This is a genomic window from Paracoccus marcusii, from assembly GCF_006151785.1.
GTDB classification, from domain to species: domain Bacteria; phylum Pseudomonadota; class Alphaproteobacteria; order Rhodobacterales; family Rhodobacteraceae; genus Paracoccus; species Paracoccus marcusii.
Genome location: NZ_VDDD01000216.1, coordinates 1 through 2,786, shown reverse-complemented (window position 1 = coordinate 2,786; position 2,786 = coordinate 1). Strand labels below are relative to the sequence as shown.

1 protein-coding gene is annotated in these 2,786 nt (G+C 70.3%); it reads right to left on the bottom strand.

Going from position 1 to position 2,786, the window contains the following annotated elements; all coding sequences use genetic code 11:
- On the bottom strand, positions 1-2,786 hold a 2,786-nt coding region (locus FHD68_RS18245), incomplete at both ends, for a MupA/Atu3671 family FMN-dependent luciferase-like monooxygenase (protein WP_139086523.1).

Sequence of the window (2,786 nt, the reverse complement as noted above, 5' to 3'; positions counted from 1 at the left end):
GCAACGGGCGGTGGTGCCGGCGGTGCGACCCGGGCCGCGGGCGGCGCGGCATCGGCCGCCGCCAGCGCCTTGCGGTCGATCTTGCGGTTGGGGGTCAGCGGCATCTCCGGCAGGACATGGATCTGCAGCGGCACCATGAAATCGGGCAGCTCGCGCGACAGCGCCGCGCGCAGCGCCGCGCCGTCCAGCCCTTCTCCGGTGGCATAGCCGATCAGTTGCCGATCGCCCGGACCCTGGCCCTTGGCGACGACCGCCACGTCGCGGACGCCGGGCAGGCGGGCCAACCGGGTCTCGATCTCTCCCAGTTCGATGCGATAGCCGCGCAGCTTGACCTGCTGGTCGATGCGACCCAGGAACCGCAGGCGCCCGGTGCTGTCGCGACTGCACAGATCGCCGGTCCGGTACAGACGTCCCTGGTCGGTCTGCGGAAACGCCGCATCGGTCTGCGCCTGACGGTTCCAGTAGCCGCGGGTGACGCCCGCCCCGCCGATCCACAATTCTCCCGCCACGCCGTCGGCGACCGCCTCTCCCTGCGGGTCGCGCAGGTGCAGGCTGGTGGCGGCGATGGGGTCACCCAACCAGACATCGTCGGCCTGCGTGCCCAGATCGGCGACCGCCGACCAGATCGTCGTTTCGGTCGGGCCGTACATGTTCAGGACGCGCGCAGATCCGTTCCGTCGCAGATCGGCCAGCAGGCCCTGGCTCAGGGCCTCTCCGCCCAGGGCGATGGTCTTCAGCCCCGCCATCGCGGCACGCGACGGTGCGTCCTCCAGCAGCAGGCGCGCCATCGACGGGGTGGCCTGCAGGTGCGTGACCTTGTGCCGCGTGATCTGGGCCGCGATGCCGTAATCGGCGACCTCGGTCGTGACCGGATTCACGCGGTCATGCAGCACCGCCAGATGCCGCAGGCTGTCCAGCACCATCGACGGGGCGATGCCATAGTCGATCAGGCAGGCGATCTCGGTCACGCCGATCTTGCGCAGGGCCGCGATCCGCGCCTCGGCATCGTCCACGGTCCCGAACAGGCCGCTGTCATTGAAATAGCGCAGGAAGGCGAAATCGAGGATGCCCTCCATCTCGTCCGGGTCCAGGTTCGACAGGTCCAGGGACATCGCGTCGGTGACGCCCGCGGGCTTCTTGAAGGCCGGGAAGGCCCAGGCATATTGCTTGACCAGCGCGGCGGCGGCGCGAAGGTATTCCTTCATCGGCTCGCGCGCGGTCTCCATCGCGGCCTCGCGCGTGTCGGCCAGATAACTGTGCAGCATCAGCGTGACGGTGAAATCCGCCGGATCGTGACCCGCCTCACGCAGGGCTGCGTGATATTCCGGGATGCGGGCGGCGATGTCGTCCATGCTCTGACCCAGAAGATGGGTCAGCACGTTCGCGCCAAGCCGCCCGGCCTCGCGCCAGGTCTCGGGGTTGCCCGCGGTGGTCACCCAGATGGGCAGTTCCGCCGATACCGGCCGGGGCTGGGACACGACGGCAAAGGGGGTGCCGTCGGCGCGCGGAAACTCGACCGCCTCGCCGCGCCACAGCCGGCGGACTTGGTCGATGGTCTGCAGCATCGCGGGCTTGTTGGCGGGCGGCGTGTTCTGCGGGCGCAGCACGAAATCGTCCGGCTGCCAGCCGGAGGCCACGGCGATGCCGCAGCGCCCATTGGTCAGGTTGTCGATGACCGCCCATTCCTCGGCGATGCGGGCAGGGTGGTGGAGGGGGCCGACGCACGACCCTGCGCGGACCGCGATGTTCTGCGTGACCGCCGCCACCGCCGCCCCGGTGACCGAGGGGTTCGGATAGGGGCCGCCGAAGGCGTGGAAGTGCCGCTCGGGCGTCCAGACGGCGACGAAGCCGTGGCGGTCGGCGAATTTCGCGCCCTCCAGCAGCAGTTCGTATTTCTTGGGGCCCGCCCCGTCGTCATTGCCCCAGTAGTACAGCGACATCTGCATGCCCTTGCGGCTGCCGGTGGCAGGCTCCGCCGTGGCACCCCCCAGAAGATCGCCTGCGATGACGACCTTCCAGCCACGGGTCAGCGTCCAGAAGATCTCCAGCACGGAAATGTCGAAGGACAGGCTGGTGACCGCCAGCCAGGTGCCCGGTTCGGGGGCATCTAGCGACCGGTCCATGCCGGCGAAGAAGTTCACCACGTTGCGGTGTTCGACCATCACCCCCTTGGGCGTCCCGGTCGAGCCGGAGGTATAGATCAGATAGGCCAGGTCCTGGCCCGATGCGGGACGGGGGTCCGCCTCCGGTCCGTTGGCGTCCAGCGGCAGCACGCGCGCCTGATGCGCTGGCAGGCGCGACAGGATCGCCGGGTCGGCCAAGACCACCGGCGCACCGCTGTCGGCGATGTAATGCTGCAGCCGGTCGGCCGGATAGTCCGGATCCAGCGGCACATAGGCGCCGCCCGCCTTCAGGATCGCCAGCGCACCGACGACCAGTCCCAGCCCGCGCGGGGCGAACAGGCCCACGGGCACGCCGGGGCCGACGCCCATCGCCGCCAACTGTCGTGCCAGGTGGGACGCGCGCTGGTCCAGCTGGGCATAGCTCAGCCTCTCTCCGCGAAAGATCAGCGCGTCCGCATCGGGGCGTCGGGCGACCTGTGCGGCGAACGCGTCCTGGATCGTCGCAGGCGCGTCCGGGCCCGCATCGCGGTCGTCGCGGGCCACGGTCGCCATGGCATGGGCCGGCAGGGTCGGCGCCTTGTCCAGCGGCAGGGACGGATCGGCCGCGGCCAGCGCCTCGGCCACGTTGGCGATGGCGCGCCATGCGGCCTGCGACAGGCGCGT